The sequence below is a fragment of the Microbacterium canaveralium genome (genome assembly GCF_047238045.1).
In the GTDB taxonomy this organism is placed as follows: Bacteria; Actinomycetota; Actinomycetes; order Actinomycetales; family Microbacteriaceae; genus Microbacterium.
On record NZ_JBDFMA010000003.1, the window covers coordinates 2,738,693 to 2,755,490 of the forward strand.

Consider the following 16,798-nt stretch of genomic DNA (forward strand, 5'->3'; position numbering starts at 1 on the left):
GGCGGCGCACGTCATACTCCCCCGATGAGCCGACCGTCGTGGATCTCGACGACCCTGTCGGCCGCCTCCGCCACGATCGGGTCGTGCGAGGCGACCAGAGCGGTCATCCCGTCCCGTCGCGCCCGTTCGCGGATCAAACCGACGACGGATGCCGCGGTCGTGCTGTCCAGCTGAGCGGTCGGTTCGTCCGCGAGAACGACTCTCGGGCGGTGGACGAGCGCGCGGGCCACCGCGACCCGTTGCTGCTGGCCGCCGGAGAGCTCGTCCGGGCGCTGTGCCGCGTGGTCGGACAACCCCACGGCCTCGAGGATCTCTGCGACGCGGAAGCGGCGCTCGCGTGCCGACGCACCGCGAGCACGCAGCGGCAGCTCGATGTTCTCGGACGCGGTGAGGAACGCGACGAGCGGGAATTCCTGGTCGACGTATCCCAAGACGGTGCGCCGCAGCTCCGCCACCTCGCTCTCCGGCGCTGCCGTCACCCGACGGCCGCCGATCCACGACTCCCCCGCGTCGGGTTCGTCGAGACCGGCGGCGAGGCGCAGGAGAGTCGTCTTCCCCGAGCCCGACGGGCCGCGGAGGACCACGAACTCACCCGCCCGCGCCGTCACCGTCGCGTCGACGAGAGCCGTCGTCTCCGCGGCGCCTACCCCGTAGCTCCGTGTCAGGCCCGTGAGCCGAATCGTCTCGCTCGCCATCACGTCTCCTCCTGCTCCGCCGGCTCGACCCGGACGTGGTCGGTCTCCAGCTGCAGTCGCACCCGGTCCTGCATACCCAGGCGGTCGATGTGCTCCTTGGGCAGCTGCAGGCGCCCCGCCCGGTCCAGCACCGCGTACTCCCGCGCACCTGCTCCGGCATCCCCTCCGCGCCACACCTCGACCGCTGTCCGACCATCGCGGATGCCGACGGTCCGGCGCACATGATCGGCGACACCGGCGTCGTGCGTGACGATGAGAACCGTCACCCCCGACCGCTCGTTCACCTCGCGCAACGCTTCGAGCACCTGCGCGGAACTCGCATCGTCCAGCTCCCCCGTGGGTTCGTCCGCGAAGAGGACTCGGCATCCATTAGCCAGGCCGAGGGCGATCGCGGCGCGCTGGCGCTCGCTCCCGGTCACCTGCCCGGGGCGTCGATCGACGACGGCGGCGACCCCGAGGAGATCGAGCACCTCCGCCGCCCGCGCCGCGCGCTTCGCGCGGGGGACGCGGCCGACCGACAGTGTCAGGTCGAGGTTCTCGCCGATCGTCAGGTGCGGGAGGAAGTTGCGCCCCGTCTGCTGCCAGACGAAGCCCGCCGTCGTCCGCCGGTACTCGGCGCGCTGGCGTGACGACAGCGCGAGCAGATCGTGCCCCGCGACGCGGGCGCTGCCGGCGCTGGCGGTGTCGAGCGCCGACAGGATCGCGAGGAGCGTGGATTTGCCCGACCCGGACGCACCGACGATCGCGGTCAGCTCGCCGCGCTCGACCCGCAGATTCAGTCCCTGCAACGCCTGCACCTCGACACCCGCACCTCGGTAGATGCGGACGAGGTCGACACATTCGATCTCCGGTGCGGATGGGGCCATCTTCATTCCTGCCTCTCGTCACGTCGTCCTCGTCGCCGCGCGGCCAGCATCGCGGTCCCCACGGTCGCTCCCATCGCCGCGATCGCCACCACGGCCGCCGCTCCCGCCGTCGCCGGTACCGCGATCGCCGGAATGTCCACGGCGATGCCGAGCCTGTCCCCCACCCCGCTCGAACCGACGACGACCGTGATGACCGCCCACCCGACACCCCACCCGACGATCGCGGCCGTCGCGGTGATCGGCACGGCCTCGGCGAGCACGAGTCCTCGCACACGATCCGCCCCGATCATCGACAGGACGGATCGCGTGCGTCCACGGTCCGCGGCCGACCCGACGGAGTCGAACACCGCGAGGGCGAGCGCCGCAAGAAGCGCGACGACCGACGCCCCCGTCAGGACCCCGGCCAGGGCCGACACCGTCGGCTCCGCGGTCCGTCGGGCGCTCTCGGATGCCACATCGACGAGGTCGGCACCCGGACGATCCGCGCGCACGTCAGCCGCCAGTGTCGCCACGTCGGCGCCCGGTCGAGCACGGATGAGGTCGCAGACCGAGTCGGCGGGCGCGTCCAGCGCGTCGGCGAAAGCGTCGCCGACGAGCACCCACGTCCCCTCGTTCGTCGGGAGCGTGGCATCCGGGACCACGGCCGCCGCGGAGACGGGACGGCCGCCCACCTGCAGGTCGCCGTCGAGCAGCTGCGCGGCGGACGCGGACAGCACGAGCGGCTCGGCCGTGCCCGACGCGGCAAGGTCGGGGATCCCCGGCTGAACCAGATGGAGGTCCGTGATGTCGGCCGCGAGCACCGTCACCGCACGCAACCGCCCGTCGTCGGTGACGGGGATGCCGGACAGCGTGCGCAGCTGGGCCACCGCACCCGCCGCGTCGGGTTCCGCGACCCCCGTCGCGCCGCCGCAGGCCCGGACGTCGGCTCCCACGGTCTGCTCCGCCGCGCGTGCGACGCCGGCGCCCGCGACGAACAGAAGACCGACCGCCGAGGTGAGGGTGGCCACCGCGATCACCACGCCGGCGACGGACAGGAACCGGCCTCCACCCCGCGCGATGCGGGCGAGGGCGAGCGACACGCCGATGCGCGGTCCGCGCCATGCCCGACGAGACCACGGAATCAGCACGAGCCCGATGCCCCGCACCAGCACCGCGCTCGCGGCGAGCGCGATCAGCAGCGGCGTCGCGGCCAGGAGCGCATCAGACCCCGTCTCGGGGAGTCCGCGCGTGACGAAGAGGGCGACGGTCACCACGGTGAGGATGAGGAGGACGCCCTCCGCTGCCGTGCGCACGAGTCGGGGGAATCCGCGAGGTTTTGTCGCGACGACCGCGACACCCGCCGACAGCATCGCGCAAGCGGCTGCCGCGACGATGACCATCGGGAGTCCGGAGGGCGGGACATCGGGTACGGCGGCGAGCGCCAGAGCCCACCCCAGCAGCGCGCCCGGAACCGATGCCGTCAGCATCTCCCCGCCCGCCATCCGGGCAATCCGGCCACGACCTGCGCCGCGTGCCGACAGCAGAATCCGCTCGTTCCTCCGCCGCCGCTCCGCGGTGACGACCGCGACGACGCTCACCAGGATGGCCGCGCCCCACGGTGCCGAGATGAGGACGGCCGCGAGCGTGTCGAGCGCCCGCTGCTCCGACTCCAGGTCGTGCAGGAGAGCCGAGAGTCTGCTCGAGACCGTGACCGGGTACCCGTTCGGCAGGCTCGCTCCCTGGGTGGAGGCCTTGTCGGCCGCGCGCTCGAGTCCGGTGACGTCGGAAGCCGTCACGCTTCCGCCCCTGACGGGGAACGCCGCGACCAGCTGCGCACGGGCCAGGGCATCCGCGAGCGCCGGGACGGAGCCGGGATCGACGTAGGCCCCGCCGGTCAGGAGGTCGTCGGTGGCGCTCACCCGCTCCGACGTGGGGTGCGCGAACACCCCCTGAGTGGTGGGGAGGGCGCGGTCGGAGTCGACGATCGCGGTGACCACCGCCGTCGCCTCGGTCGCGACGTAGGTCGTGCCCGTCGTAGCACCCAGCCGATCCGCGACCTCGCGCTCCATCGCCACCTCGACCGGTCCGGTTCCCGTCCAGGCCGTCGGCGCGGTTCCTTCGACGACCCTCCACGATTGCTGCAGCGCGGGGGCGGACCCCCAGCGGAGACGCACGAAGTGCCCGTCCGGAGCCGCGGCCGTCACGTCGGGGAAGGCGAGGATCCACCGCGGCGCCCCCAGCGTCTGCCGCAGCGGCACGCCGACGGTGTCCGGGTAGGCGGCGAGGGCCGAGGCGATGCCGTCCACGGAGTCCGCGCCGAGGAACTCCGCATCCAGGTCCGCGCTCCACACGACCGTGGCGGCCTCGGATCCGTCCGCGAGCGCGAGATCGAGACGGCGGTCCGCGACGACGTCGAGGTACCGGGGGACGACGACGAGGGATGCCACGACGACCGCCACCACGACCGCGACGAGGACCCAGGCGGCCCGGTGCGGGCGGAGCACGTGCCACGCGAGCGTCATTGCATCGCCTCCCGGGCCCGCGCGTCGTCGCGGACCGCGAGGGCGAGCGAGACGGCCAGGGCAGCGACAGAGAAGGCCGCCAGCGGGATGCCGGTCGTCCACGGATCGACGACCACCGCCACCGCAACGGGCTTCGGGAGTGCGCCCGTGACCATGGCCGGCAGGAGGGTCACGGCGGTGACGGCGGCGGCGACCGCCCCGGCGACGACGCCGGCGAGGACGGCTCCGATCTGCTCGCCGATCCGAAGGCGGCGGCGGGCGACGGCATCCATTCCGGCCGCGCGGAGCGAGGCGGCCTCGAGTACCCGAGACCGCCGGACGACCGCGCCGGCAGCAGCGAGCCCGACGAGGGCGAGGACGGCCATTCCCGCCGCCCCCCACCACAACATCGTCACGGCCGCGGCGAGGACTCCTCTCCCGTCGTCGGCCGCGGTGCCGGAGAGCCGCCCGTCGTCGGGCAGGGCTGCGGCGATCTCGTCCGGGGAGGTGCCCGGAACCAGGGCGAGCCACGCGTCGTCGGTGGAGGGCAGGGCGGACTGCGCCGTGAGCCGGTCGGCGACGACGACCGTCGCGTCGAGGAAGACGGCCGAATCGGACGGTGCTCCGGGGATCGCCGTGACCACGACGGCGATCCGGACGGCGGAGGAACGTCCATCGGGAGTGAGCGAGAGCGGGAGGGTGTCGCCCTCGTCGACCCCCGCCGCGTCGGCGAAGGCGCGAGACACCACCGCGGGCGGAACCGGGCCCACCGGCACGAAACGCACGCGCGTCGTCGCGGAGTCGAACACCGCCACCGGTGGGCCCGGATCGGCCTGAAGCGCGAGCGCGTCGGTGCTGACGTCGACGGGCAGGACGAGGGACCCCAGGTCCACGGGCTCGCCGTCGACGGTGACGGAGGTGAGCGAGACCTGCCCGCCCGCGTCGCCCGTGCCCGTCAACGCCAGCTCGACCGCGGCCAGCCGCCACGCACCGCCGACGGCCGCCGAAACGGGCGGGAGAGAGAATCCGCCCTCGGGCCCGGGGGATACCGATACCGTCCGTGCCCACGCGTCCTCCAGGATCAGCGCATCCGCCACGGCTGCGGTGCCGCGGGCGGCGACGTCGACACGGACCGTTCGGGCCGCCGTCGGGAGGATCGGCCCGGGCGCGTCACCGCGGGAGGCGTCGACGAGGCGTCCGAGGTCGCCGACGGCCGGATCCCCCAGGGCGGCGATCGCGGCGGGCGCCGCCATGATTACCGACGCGGGGCGGGCCGCGATCGACGTGTCCTCGCTCCACACGGGCGCGACCCCGGCGATCCCGGGGGATGCGGCGAGCCGCGCGAGGGCGTCCGACGTCAGGTCGGACGCGTCCGTCGCGACACGATAGGCGGTGCCCTCCTGCGCGGCGAGCGCGGACGCGTAGGCGTTCCCCCATGAGCTCTGGTACACCGCCGCGATCCCGAGCTGTCCGATGGCGGCGCCGACGAGCATCGCCGACGCGGTCACGGCGAGCGGACGTCGCGCCACTCGCATCGCCCAGAGCATCCTGCTCGCCCCGCCCCGTCGGGCCAGCCTCTCCCAGCCCCGACGCAGCCCCAGAACCGGTACGACGACGAGGATCCCCACGAGGGCGAGCAGCACCGCGGCCGGCGCGGCGACCGCGATCGGGTCGGGCGTCGCCGTGCCGCGGGCCGGCCCGAGGGGGGATCCGAGCGAGAGCAGGCGCGCAGCCGAGAGCGCGGCGGCGAGCACGAAGACGGATGCCGCAACCCCGACCGCCCACCGGGGCGATCCACCGACCGCGGGGTCCGTGTTATGGAGCGCGCGGACGTCCGCGGAGACGAGCAGGGCCACGAGGAGCCCCGGCGCGAGCGTGCCGGCGAGCAGGATCATCGCCGCGGTGGGAACGAGTGGCCCGGGGTCGGGGGTCGCCGCGAGCACGCCGACGGCACCGACCGCGGCGCCGATCGCGCCGGGCACGACCCAGCGGATCGCCTCCCCCGCCACGATGCGCGGCGCGGGGGCACCCCTGGCCCAGCGAAGGCGCCGTTCCGCCGCCGTCGCCCCGACGACGAGCACCGCGAAGACGACGAGCACCGCGAGCGCGGTGAGGAGAGCCGACGCGAGCGCGAGGGGCTCCGTGGCACCCAGAACCGCGGCCCGCGCGGAGGCGAGCTGCGCGGTCGGCAGCAGACGTCCGGTCGTGGCGACGTCGTCGGTGGCCACCCCGGCCGCAGCGACGGCATCCGGTAAGGACTGTCCCGCACGCACCGAGGCCGTGAGGGTCGCGAGGTCGAGATCGTCGGGGCGGGGGCGCACGGTCCAGTGCACGCGTCGATCCGTTGCCTGATCCTCGGCGACCGCGTCGAGCACATCGGGCGTCACGAGCACGGGCCCGGCACCGCCGCTGCGGGCGAACTCGTCGCGGACGCCGAACCACCGATCCGCCGCCTCGGCGGACGCGCGCCACACACCGGCGATCGTGACGGTGCGCGAGCCGAGAGCGATCGTGTCCCCGACACCCACTCCCCAGGACTCCGCGAGCGAGGCGGGAATCGCAGCCTCCGCGGGGCCGCCGGGCCAGCGCCCGGCGGCGAGCGGCAGCGGGGCCGTCTCGCCGATGTCTGCGGCCAGGTAGGCCCGCCGACCACCCGCGTCGACGAGCCCGGTCGTCTCGACCGCGTCCACGGCGACCGACGCGCGCGTCGGAAAGGTCGCGGCAATGACCTCACGGACCTTGGCATTCTGCGCCTGCGGGTCCGCGTCGCGCGGTAGCGAGAGGTCGATCCCGGTGTCCTCCCCGGACCGCGAGGCCAGCAGACTGCGCGCGCCCGCGTCGGCCGCACCTACGGAGAGCGCCGGCATCGCCATGGCCAGCGCGGTCGCGAGCGCGACGACGGTCGCGATCACGACACCGAGGGTGGCGCGCGGCGAGAGGAGAGGAGAACGCACGAAGCCCCCATCGGCGATCGATGACGCGACACTACTCCCGCCTCGGCATCCGCTCGCCCTCGAGTCCCGGCGCGCCGGGGGAACGATCCGGAGCGACGCGCAGCGCACGCGAGAAAGTCACAAAAAGATCACGGAGACCTCTTCCCCTCCGTTACCTCACCGTTATAGAGTCATCGCACGGTAGCTGTTTTGCTGTGGCGGCTACCGACATGTGATTGCAGGACACTCTGGTGCAGAGGGCCGGTCGGATGCCGCTTCGACCGGCCCTTACCTGTATTCACTGACATGGACGTGGCGCCGCCCCGATGGGCCTGGACGCCTCTACCCTGAGTGCATGACCGATCGTCGCCTCGCCGTCCAGGCCTGGGAGAGCCTGTTCCGCGCGCAGCACGAGGTGTTCGAGGACATCCGCACCGACTTCGAGTGCTCGGAGCTCTCGCAGGCCGAGTACGACGTGCTCCTGACGGTGACGCGCCGCCGCGGCATGACCGCGCGACTGCGCGACGTCACGTCGAACATGCTGATCAGCCAGCCGAGCGTCTCGCGGCTGGTCGACCGGATGGTCGCACGCGGCCTGCTGACGAAGTGCGCCGACCCCGAGGACGGTCGCGGTTCGCTCGTGACCGTGACCGAGGCCGGGGCCGTCGCCTTCCGCCGCCTCGCGACCGCGCACGGCAATACGATCGCCGATCGCATGGCGCGCCTCGACGACGCCGAGCTCGCACAGCTCCAGGCCCTCACGGCGAAGCTGCGCGACGAGCGCTGACCCTTCGCCCTCGGCATCCCGCCGCGCCGCGCACCCGGCGCGGGCTCCGCGCACGCCCGCCGCGCGCCGCACCCGGCGCGCGCCCCCGGCGCAACCAGAGCACACGTTCCGCGCGAGAGCGCACGTTCGGGGCGTCCGCGACGTGTGCTGTCGGCCCGAACGTGCGCTTTCGGCGGAGTCGGGTCTCCCCGCGGACGGGGCCGGGCGTCAGCACTCGATGACGTTGACCGCGAGGCCGCCCTCGCTCGTCTCCTTGTACTTCGTCGACATGTCGATGCCGGTCTGCCGCATCGTCTCGACCACGGTGTCCAGCGACACGTAATGCGTGCCGTCGCCGCGCAGCGCGAGGCGAGCGGCGGTCACGGCCGTCGAGGCGGCGATGGCGTTGCGCTCGATGCACGGGATCTGCACGAGCCCGCCGACCGGGTCGCACGTGAGCCCGAGGTGGTGCTCCATCGCGATCTCGGCGGCGTTCTCGATCTGGCGGTTCGTGCCGCCCATGACCGCCGTCAGTCCCCCCGCGGCCATGGCGCACGCGGAACCGACCTCGGCTTGGCATCCACCCTCGGCTCCCGAGATCGACGCGTTGTTCTTGAACAGCGACCCCAGGGCCGCCGCCGTCAGCAGGAATCTCCGGATGCCTCGGCGTCGGTTCGCCTCGGCAACCTGCGCGTCGTCCCACCCGGCGGCTTCGTCCGGAGTTGCGGCCTGCCCGCGGAAGCCCAGGAGCGCGCTCCCGACCAGCTCGCCGTGCGGGGTGACGGCGTTGCCGACGCCGAGGCCGGAGTCGGCGAGGAACCGCCACCAGTACATCGCCACGGCGGGGAGGATGCCGGCCGCGCCGTTCGTGGGAGCGGTGACGACGCGTCCGCCCGCGGCGTTCTCCTCGTTCACGGCGAGCGCGAACGCACCGAGCCACTCCCCCGGCAGCTCGCGATGCCCCTCGGCCTGGATCTCCTCGAGCTGCGCACGGATGACCGAGGCGCGGCGCTTCACCTTCAGGATGCCGGGCAGCACCCCGTCGTGCCGGAGTCCGGCGTTGACGCAGGAGGCCATGGCATCCCAGATGCGGTCGAGCCCTTCGGCGATCTCCTCGTCGGACCGCAGCGCCTCTTCGTTCCGCCGCGCGGCCTCGGCGATGGTGATGCCGTGCTCGTCGCACAGCGCGAGGAGCGTCGCCGCGTCGGTATAGGGGAACGGCACGGGGGTGGCAGCGACCCGCGGCGGCTCTCCCTCGCGGCGGATGAACCCGCCGCCCACCGAGTAGTACGTCTCTTCCGCGAGGATGGCGCCGTCGGCGTCGCGTGCAAGGAGCGTCATCGCGTTCGGATGCCCCGGCAGTCGAGTACGCGGCGCGAGCACGATGTCCTCTTTCGAGAACGGGATGCCGTGGCTGCCGGCGAGCGCGAGCGTCTGGCCGGCGGGCCAGTCCGACCACGCCCGGCGCACGGCATCCGGATCGACCGTCTCGGGGTGAAGGCCCTGGAGTCCCGCGACGACCGCGTCGGGCGTGCCGTGCCCGATGCCGGTCGCGCCGAGCGATCCGTACAGGGCGCAGGAGACGGCTGCCACGTTCTGGAGCGCTCGGGTGGAGCGCAGCCGCGCGGCGAATTCTGCGGCAGCCCTCATGGGGCCGACCGTGTGGGAGCTCGAGGGTCCTACTCCGATGGAGAACAGCTCGAACGCCGAGACGTAGGCGCTCATCCGTCCAGCGTACGTCGCGTCCGCTTCACTGTCCGGTCACCCGCTCGCCACGCCCGAGATGTGGCGGCTTCCGCGCCGATTAGACCTGCACGCGGTTCCCGTCTATGCTGGACCACGGCCTGCGCGCCGTTTCGCGCGGAGGCCCTGCGCCCGTAGCTCAATGGATAGAGCATCTGACTACGGATCAGAAGGTTAGGGGTTCGAGTCCCTTCGGGCGCACACTGTGTTGAGACAGTGACAAGCCCCGGCCGTGAGGAAACTCCGGCCGGGGCTTTTTTCGTTGCTGCTCGTCTCGGCCGGCTCTGCCGCACTCGCCAGGACCCCCACGGAGGCACCTCGCACCGGCATCCCGGCCTTCGCGCGAGGTGATCCACCGGCGTCGCGCACCGGCCTTTCGTCGCGCTCTTGACCCACGGCTCGTGTTCGCGCTAGTTTGCGCAACAAATCCTCTTTGTTTCTGCGACTGAAGGACTTGATGTGACAGAGCCGTCCGCCCCCTTTCCCCGTCGTGCCTTCTCCCGGCGATCCATGCTCCTCGGATCGCTCGTCGGTGCCGCCGCCGCAGGCGCCGCCCTCGGAGGAGGCCTCACCCGCCCGGCCACGGGCACCGTTCCCCCCGCCACCGGACTGATCGATCCGGCGCTGGCCGGCGTTCACCCGCGCCTCATCCTCGGCACGCGAGTGTCGCTCACCGAACTACAGCGTCGAGCCGCCGCGCCCGCGTACGCGCCGTTCGTCACCAGCCTCATCAACTACGCCAACGGCCGCGCCGCCCTGCCGACGATCACCGGCAACGGCGACGACGGGCAATGGCAGACCGTGTACTGGACCCTTCCCGAACTGGCGATGGCGTACCTCATCACCGGGAACTCCACCTACTCCACGAAGCTGCGGAACTGGACGCTGTACGTCTGCGACCCCGCCACCCGCCCCCAGTGGGGAGGCGAGAACGGCGGGTCGATGGGCAACGCCGCTGGCCTCATCGGCGTCTCGGTCGCGTACGACTGGTGCTACGACCTCTTCTCCCCCGCCGAACGCGCCACCATCCGCGACAAGCTCGCGCTGCAGGCCGACCGCCTCATCGAGCAGTTCGGCAACACCTCGGTCGCGACGGATGCCTACTGGAAGAACGACCCGCAGCCCAACCACCGGCACTTCCGCGTCGACGGCATCACCGCCGCCGCCGCCGCGATCTACGGTGACGGCGCAGCGGACACCGGCGAGAGCGACGACTACCGCCTGGAGTTCGCCCGCTCCCAGTTGCGACACGTGCTGACGTGGATCTCGCCGGACGGGTCGCAGCACGAGAGCATCACGTACGCGGTCTACGGCAACGAGCACATCGTCCGCGCCGTCGACATCTTCGACGGCATCGGCGGGGGCGACCTGTGGGCCGAGCCCGAACTCCCGGGCATGGCCTCGTTCAAGGTCGACATGTCGTTGCCGGGCTTCCCCGCGCAGTTCTCCTACGGCGACACCGACGGCAGCCAGTACTACTTCAACCCGTTCCTGTGGCGGATCGCCGGCAAGTACGGCGACGAGCAGGTCCAGGACTTCCTGCACCGGCTGTACACGTCGAGTACCGCGGGGGCGACATCGTTCTTCTACAACGCGTGGAACCTCCTGTGGTTCGACGACTCGCTCGCCGCCACCGGGCTCGACGACCGTCCGACGACACGGCTGTACAGCGACCTCGGGGTCGTGGCATCCCGCTCCGGCTGGGCCAATACCGACGTCTCACTCCACGTGAAGGCCGGCGTCATGGGCGGCCGTCGCCTCAACCAGTGGCGTGACCGCCTCGGGAACAACGTCACCTACATCAACGTCGGACACGACCACCCCGACGGTGGGCACTTCAGCATGTCGTTCGGCGGGGCCGTGTTCGGGTCGTACGCCCCGTACGGCGCGTATCTGACGAAGCAGACGAACGCGATCGTCGCGGGCAGCGACGTCGGGCAGGCCGGAGAGCGCGCGAGCGGCTTCACCCAGCCCTACGCGGACATGCGGGATCGCGCGTCGATCCCGGCGGTGTGCAGCCTCGGCGACGACACGATCATCGCGGCCGACGTCACGGGCCTCTACGCCGCGCCGAGCACCTCCGGGATCACCCGCGCGCGCCGGACGATCGCGTTCCTCGATCGGGAGGCGGCTGTCATCCTCGACGACGTCACGGCCGGCACCGCGAAGGACCTGCACTCGCTGTTCCACAGCAAGGGCACCGTCACCGACGTCACCGGCGGATCGGACATCGCGCAGACCGTCGGATCCGCCACCGTCACGGCGCGCTACCTGCAGTCCTCGCCCGACTCCGGTGCCACGTTCTCGCACGCGGCGGACGCGTTGGCCGCGCTCGGCACGACGTGGCGGTCGACGGTCCCGGCGACGCAGACGGCCCGCTTCGCCGCGGCGCTCGTACCGCAGCGCTCCGCAGCGGATGCCGCGACCCTGGCCTCGGCGGTGGCGACGGGTCAGCTGAGTGCCGACCTCACCCGCCCGGGGAGGATCGACACGGTCGCTGTCGCGACGACCAGCGACGGACGAGGGACGATCTCGGTCCCGGGAGCACAGGCGGATGCCCGCGCCCTGGTGGTCCGCCGCGCGTCCACCTCGGCCGACCCGGATGTCCTGACCGTCGTGGATGCCGCCTCCGCCGTCGTGGCGGGGCTCAGCGTCGCGGTACAGGGCGGACGGCGCAACCTCCGGTTCGGCGTCGAGTCCGGAGGCATCCGGATCCGCCTCACCGGTGTGCTCCCGGACGATCTGCCCGGCGCCGACCTCGTGCTCGGTCAGCTGACTCCGGGGGCGATCGACGTGACCGTCGACGGCACCGTCCAGCACCTCACCGTCGGCGGCGACGGAAAGGTGACGGTGTCCCTCACGCCGGCCGATCAGCACGAGCTGCTCGTCCCGCACCCGTAGTCCCTGAGCCCGAGGCCCGGGCCTCCCGCCCACCGACACCGCGTCGGTGCGGCGGGGGCCCGGGTCTTTCGTTCGTCGTCGAGAGGGGATGCCGCGGGAAGCGCACAGCGGACATCGAGGGCCGGCCGCGCTCCTCCGCCGACGTGGACACGCGGCGCGTCGACGCGCCGTCGCGGACCCCCCGCCGCTAGGCGAGTGTCGGCAGAAGGCCCGGGTCGACCGCGCCCATCAGGGGCTGCCCGCTCCGGTAGCGCCGTACCTCATCGAGGATGAAGGCCCCCATTTCGCCGATCTCGCTGCCCTGCACCCCCGCCGCGTGCGGCGTGCACACGACGTTCGGAAGGCGCAGCAGGACGTCGTCCGGTGACAGGGGCTCGGGCTCCGTGACATCCAGGACGGCATCCAATCGACCGCTCACGCACTCGGCGCGCAGCGCGTCGTGGTCGACCAGGGCACCGCGAGCGGTGTTGATGAGAGTCGCGCCATCGGGCAGCAAGGCGAGCCGGCGCGCGTCGATCATTCCCCGGGTGCCGGGCAGGCTCGGGGCGTGCAGGGTCAGGATGTCACTGGTCCGGCACAGCTCGTCGAGCTCGAGCTGACGCGCGCCCAGCGACCGCACGACCGCGGGATCGACCACCGGATCGTAGACGGCGACATCCCACCCGTCGGCGACGAGACGCTCGATCACGCCGCGTCCGATCGCGGATGCGCCGACGACCCCGATCCGCAACCCGAAGCGTCCCCGGCGCCCGCGTACCGCGGGGAAGCCGGCGAGGCGATACTCCTGGGCGAGGGGAAGCGCGCGATGGGCGCTCAGCATCACCATCGCGACCGTGAAGTCGATCACCGGGCCCGCCCCCACTCGGACGGCGGAGGTCACGTGCAATCCGGCGCGCCACCCGGCGTCGCCCACGACGCTCTTCACCGAACCGGCGGCGTGGAACACCCCGCGGAGCTTCGGCGCCCGGGAGAGGAGGGCGTCGTCGACGCACACCGCTCCCCAACTCGTGATCAGCAGTTCCGCGCCGGGAAGGTGCGCGGCGACCGCATCGTCGAGGGACTGCAGCGGGCGGTCGTCGAGCAGATGGACCGTGCGGTGCAGCGTCTCCCGCAGCCGCGGCGGGAACACCTCCGACACGACGTCGTCCCACATCGACAGAAGGACGCGAGGACGCGCCCTCATGCCCCGGCACCCGTCACGCCGGCGCCTCGCGACGGCACCCCGACCGGGTGAACCCTCCCGGTCCACCGGACGTCCGTCGCCGAGAAGCTCAGCGACACGGCGAAGGCCCCGTGCTCGGTCATCCACTCCCCGTCGCGCGGGGACCAATGCGCGAACGCTGCCGCCGGGATCTCGAGACGGATCGTGGTGCGGACACCCGCATCGGCCTCGACGGCGGTGAACGCCGCGAGCCAGAGCGGCGGGCGTTCGATGTCCGAGTCGGGCCGGGAGAGGTAGGCCTGGAGGACGTGTCGTCCGCGCCGGGGGCCGGTGTTGGTCAGGTCGGCGACGACGTGGATCCGGCCCCTCGACTGCTCCAGTCTCACCGCTCCCAGCGCCCAGGACGTGTACCCCCGTCCGTGGCCGAACGGATACGCGGGGGTGGCGTCGGCGCCGGCCCAGGCGCGATAGCCGATGTCGAGGCCCTCCTCGTACCGCAGCACGCCGTCGCGCGGCACGACCGCCGACACCGGGGCGTCCGCCAGACGAGCGGGCCACGTGGTGGGGAGACGTCCGCCGGGTTCGGCGCGTCCGAGCAGCATGTCCGCCAGCGCAGAACCGATCTCCTGGCCCCCGAACCACGTCAGCAGCACCGCCGCGACGTCGTGCCGCCACGGCATTTCGACGGGCCCACCCGCGGAGACGACGACGATCGTGCGGGGATTGGCCGCGACGGCGGCCGCGATCAGGGCGTCCTGGTCGGGCGGCAGAGTCAGGTCAGCCCGGTCGTGCCCCTCGGACTCCGCTCCGACGGGCGTGCCCACGCAGACGATCACGACGTCGGCCTCGCGCGCGGCGGCGACGGCGTCCGCGCGCGCGGCGGCGGGGTCTCCCTCGTAGGCGCGACCGAGACGAACGTCGAGGATGCGAAGCGGAAGGTCCTCGGGAGCGTCGGCGGAGACGCTCACCCGCACCGCCCGTCCCGCGACCGCGTCGACGTCGGCCTGGAGCGGATTCGCGTGCTCGATGTGGGCACCCTCGACGCGGGCCCCGCCCTCGGCCGAGGCCACGACGACGCCGTCGATGCGGAGCGTCCCCGCCGCCGGGACGTCGATGCCGATCCGCATCCGCCCCGTCCGGGACGGGAGCACCTCGAACTCGACGTCGAGACGACGAGCGGCGTCGGGCAGATCGCCCAACCAGATCAGACGCGACGTCGACCGCCGCTCGTCGGAGAGGACGCCGCCCTCTCCGTCGCGGAGGACCGCGCGCACGGCGCCGGGCGTCCCGTCCGGCGCGCGGAGCTCGTCGCTTGCGAACGGCTCGACCTGACCGGCGACCGTCCCGTCGACGACGGTCAGATGGATGCCGGGCTCCCCCGCGAGCGCGGCTGCCGGGGTCGTGACGCTCACGGGGAACACCTCGGAGCTGCCCCCGCCCTGCACGCGCGGCCGTGTCGCCCCCGAGCCGAGCAGGGCGACACGCAGCGGCGTCTCCGGCGACGCGGAAAGCGGAAGGATGCCATCGTTCTCCAGGAGCACCGAGCCACCGACCACCACGGCGCGCGCGACGGCGCCCGGATCGCGGTGCGACAGCGGGGGACGCATGCCTCCCCCGAGGGCCCCGGCGCGTTCGGCGAGCCGGAGGATGCGCCGGACCTTCTCGTCGAGCACCTCGAGGGACACCTCGCCGTCCTCCACGGCGGACCGCAGCGCCTCACCCCAGGCTCCCCGCGGACCCGGCATCTCGAGGTGCTGGCCCGCGCGCGCGGCGGCGACCGAGCGCACCGCAGACCAGTCGGAGACGACGACGCCGTCGAACCCCCACGACGTGACGAGCGGGTCCTCCAGAAGGCGATTCTCGGTCATCGTGACGCCGTCGACCGCGTTGTAGGCGCTCATGATCGCGCCGGCTCCCGCCGACACGGCGGAGCGGAACGGCGCGAGGTAGAGCTCGTGCAGCGTCCGCTCGTCGGCCTCGACGGACACCGTCATCCGGTCGGTCTCGGAGTCGCCCAGCACGTAGTGCTTGGGACACGCGGTCACCCCGCCGTCCTGCAGCCCGCGCACGTAGCCCGAGGCGATCGCGCCCGACAGGACCGGGTCTTCGGAGAACGACTCGAACGTGCGCCCGCCGAGCGGGCTGCGGTGCAGGTTGATCGTCGGTCCGAGCACGACATCCACCCCGTGGCGGACCGCCTCGTCGGCGAGCGCCCGACCCGCATCGTGCGCGACAGCCGGATCCCATGTCGCGGCGATCGCGCCCGCCGAGGGGAACACGACGGACGGTTGCCGTTCGTCCATGGTCGGCCCGCGAACCCCGGCGGGGCCGTCCGAGAGCACCAGGGGGCGCAAGCCGATGCGCGGAATCCCGGTGGTCGACCAGAAGTCCCGGCCCGTGACCAGGGCCACCTTCTCGTCGAGGTCGAGCGCGGCGAGGGCTCCTTCGACGTCGGAGACCGGCGTGCGCTCGAGCGCGGGATGCGCGGCGAGCCAGACGGTCGCGGCGGAGAGCGCGTCACGCAGGGGTGGCAGTTCGGGAAACCACCGACGCTCCCATTCCAGGCTGAGGTATCCGTCGTAGGCGCGCGCGTCGAGCTGGAGCAGGATCTCTTCGAGCGGGATGCCACCGTGCCCGGGAAGCACGGGTCGCGCGTCGCCGCGCCCGGCGACGTCTTTCACCTGGACGTGACGCAGCCACGGCGCGAGCAGGGCGGCGGTCGTCGACACCGGCTCCCCCGCCACCCAGGGATGCGCGACGTCCCAGATCGTCCCCACGCGTTCGTCGTCGACCGCGTCGAGCACCCGCGCCACCGACAGGCCGGTGGAGTGGGAGTCGTGCGTCTCGAGCCAGATGTCCACCCCGGTGTCGCGAGACACGGCGACGGCGGCCCGCAGCCGACGCACGAGGACGTCGTCATCCGCACCGCCGGGGAACACACGGATCGCCGGGAAGTCGAGATCGCGCGCGAGGACGGCCTCGGCGCGCACGCGCGCGAGGACGTCGGCGTCCGTGGCGCCGACGTCGGCGACACGCACGTACGTGGCGAGGCACACCCGGTCGACGGCGGCCAGGATCGATCGCGCATCGGCCCGCTGAGCCATCGACAGCGAGATGTTGACCGGCCTGTCGGCAGCGGATCCCACCTCCACGCCCGTCCATCCGCTTTCCGCCGCCACAGCCACCACGTCGGCGAGAGGGGCGTCGGACATCCCGAGCGTGGAGAAGGCGCGTCGTCGCATCATCGAGATC

At 72.9% G+C, this 16,798-nt stretch carries 9 protein-coding genes and 1 tRNA gene; 3 read left to right on the forward strand and 7 right to left on the reverse strand.

The window, feature by feature from the left end; all coding sequences use genetic code 11:
• Positions 1–11: 11 nt before the first annotated feature.
• Genes ABC271_RS14185 through ABC271_RS14200 form a run of 4 tightly spaced genes read right to left on the reverse strand, consistent with a single transcriptional unit; the run spans position 12 to position 6,995 of the window.
• A complete protein-coding gene (locus ABC271_RS14185) occupies positions 12–695 on the reverse strand; it encodes an ABC transporter ATP-binding protein (RefSeq protein WP_412925479.1) in 684 nt (227 codons plus the stop codon).
• A complete protein-coding gene (locus tag ABC271_RS14190; protein ID WP_412925480.1) occupies positions 695–1,561 on the reverse strand; it encodes an ABC transporter ATP-binding protein in 867 nt (288 codons plus the stop codon). The genes ABC271_RS14185 and ABC271_RS14190 overlap by 1 nt, the downstream gene beginning before the upstream one ends.
• A gap of 2 nt (positions 1,562–1,563) precedes the next feature.
• Entirely contained in the window at positions 1,564–4,062 is a 2,499-nt protein-coding gene (locus tag ABC271_RS14195; protein WP_412925481.1) for a hypothetical protein, read from the reverse strand.
• Positions 4,059–6,995 (reverse strand): hypothetical protein, encoded by a 2,937-nt coding sequence (locus tag ABC271_RS14200; protein ID WP_412925482.1) that lies wholly within the window; start codon positions 6,993–6,995, stop codon positions 4,059–4,061. The genes ABC271_RS14195 and ABC271_RS14200 overlap by 4 nt, the downstream gene beginning before the upstream one ends.
• 334 nt (positions 6,996–7,329) lie before the next feature.
• Between ABC271_RS14200 and ABC271_RS14205 the strand changes: the two genes are divergently transcribed.
• Entirely contained in the window at positions 7,330–7,761 is a 432-nt protein-coding gene (locus ABC271_RS14205; protein WP_412925483.1) for a MarR family winged helix-turn-helix transcriptional regulator, read from the forward strand.
• Between the two features lie 207 nt (positions 7,762–7,968).
• Here ABC271_RS14205 and ABC271_RS14210 read toward each other — a convergent pair whose 3' ends face one another.
• A complete protein-coding gene (locus tag ABC271_RS14210) occupies positions 7,969–9,465 on the reverse strand; it encodes an L-serine ammonia-lyase, iron-sulfur-dependent, subunit alpha (RefSeq protein ID WP_412925484.1) in 1,497 nt (498 codons plus the stop codon).
• A gap of 146 nt (positions 9,466–9,611) precedes the next feature.
• Between ABC271_RS14210 and ABC271_RS14215 the strand changes: the two genes are divergently transcribed.
• Positions 9,612–9,684 (forward strand) — tRNA-Arg (locus ABC271_RS14215).
• Positions 9,685–9,942: 258 nt separating this feature from the next.
• Positions 9,943–12,384 carry a DUF4962 domain-containing protein gene (locus ABC271_RS14220; protein WP_412925485.1) on the forward strand — a complete coding sequence of 814 codons (2,442 nt, stop codon included), beginning with the start codon at positions 9,943–9,945 and terminating at the stop codon, positions 12,382–12,384.
• A gap of 187 nt (positions 12,385–12,571) precedes the next feature.
• Here the strand turns inward: ABC271_RS14220 and ABC271_RS14225 are convergent, their stop codons facing one another.
• Positions 12,572–13,567: a hydroxyacid dehydrogenase gene (locus ABC271_RS14225; RefSeq protein ID WP_412925486.1), complete on the reverse strand. Its 996-nt coding sequence runs from the start codon at positions 13,565–13,567 to the stop codon at positions 12,572–12,574.
• The gene (locus ABC271_RS14230) at positions 13,564–16,791 is read right to left on the reverse strand and encodes a glycoside hydrolase family 3 C-terminal domain-containing protein (protein ID WP_412925487.1); all 3,228 of its coding nucleotides are present in this window, start codon (positions 16,789–16,791) and stop codon (positions 13,564–13,566) included. The genes ABC271_RS14225 and ABC271_RS14230 overlap by 4 nt, the downstream gene beginning before the upstream one ends.
• Positions 16,792–16,798: the final 7 nt, after the last annotated feature.